We start from the raw sequence: 993 nt of genomic DNA on the forward strand, positions 1-993 counted from the left end.
CTTCTAGCGCGGTTATGCGACGGGAGTACGACAGTTTGCGGGGGCATGCGGGCCGCCGCTCAGCCATGCGAGCGAATCCGGTGCCTCTTGCGTGAAATGCTTCACATTCGGGACCCGAGAAACCTGCCTAGAGAGATTTCGCTACCTGATGGCTACGGTCGCCCTCGGTTCCGGTGAAAACCGGCCCCGCCGGCGGCTCGGGCCGAAGGCTTCTGTCACAGACTTCCAACGGCCCGCCAGACCACCGGCGGGCATTTTTTTGCCGGCGATCAAGCTCGTTCGATGCGGCACTGGTAGCAATTGTTCCGTGCCGAGCGGACGTGAATGTAGGCTATGTCGTCGCGCTCGAACAAAGTCTCGGCGCGGGCCGCGATATCGCCAGTCGGGACGACGGCGCCGCTGCCGTAGACGATGCGGTCGTCCTTGCCATAGCCGCGCACTATGTAGTCGCTGCTTTGGAGCATCTCGGGCAGTGCATCCGCCTCCGCGGGGCGTTGGCATTCGTCCGCATGCAGGAAGATCGGTCCGGTCTCCGCGTAAGGCTGAAGCTCCGGGAACGGCCGGTAGGCGAGAATGAGATAGCTATCGCCGGTTGCGACGTTCTTCATGCAATGCCGGCACGGCACGCCATCGCCGTCCGAAATCCTTCGCTCTGGCGTGTGGCCGTAAGCGTCGGGCCCTCCCCGCTGTAAGGCGCGCACGGCTTCGGTCGGCAGGGCTTTGAACTGGATGCTCATGGCAAAATTCTCCGGTGTCCTTGGCCGGAAACTATGCCGAGCCGACAGCGTCTCCCACCCGATTCCTGCCAAGCGCTTCGTGCGTCGCTCGAAGCGCAGTATCGAATTACGAACCCGAAATCACGATACTAGGCTGAATCGACATTCAGCGCATCCATAACATAGCTGCGGCGAGATGGATGAAGGCGAGGAAGTGGCCGGCGCGACGATCGAAGCGTGTGGCGAAGCGTCTGAAATGCTTGAGCTTGTTGAAGCA

The 993-nt window shown here is 61.6% G+C and carries 1 protein-coding gene and 1 pseudogene; both read right to left on the reverse strand.

Annotated features, from left to right (window positions below; all coding sequences use genetic code 11):
• Positions 1–269 precede the first annotated feature (269 nt).
• The gene (locus EOA49_RS32140) at positions 270–737 is read right to left on the reverse strand and encodes a DUF1203 domain-containing protein (RefSeq protein ID WP_066989650.1); all 468 of its coding nucleotides are present in this window, start codon (positions 735–737) and stop codon (positions 270–272) included.
• Positions 738–882: 145 nt separating this feature from the next.
• Positions 883–993: pseudogene (locus EOA49_RS32145) on the reverse strand (IS5/IS1182 family transposase); the annotation flags it as partial.

Origin of the sequence: Mesorhizobium sp. M1A.F.Ca.IN.020.04.1.1, assembly GCF_003997315.1 — a bacterium.
Taxonomy (GTDB): Bacteria; Pseudomonadota; Alphaproteobacteria; order Rhizobiales; family Rhizobiaceae; genus Mesorhizobium.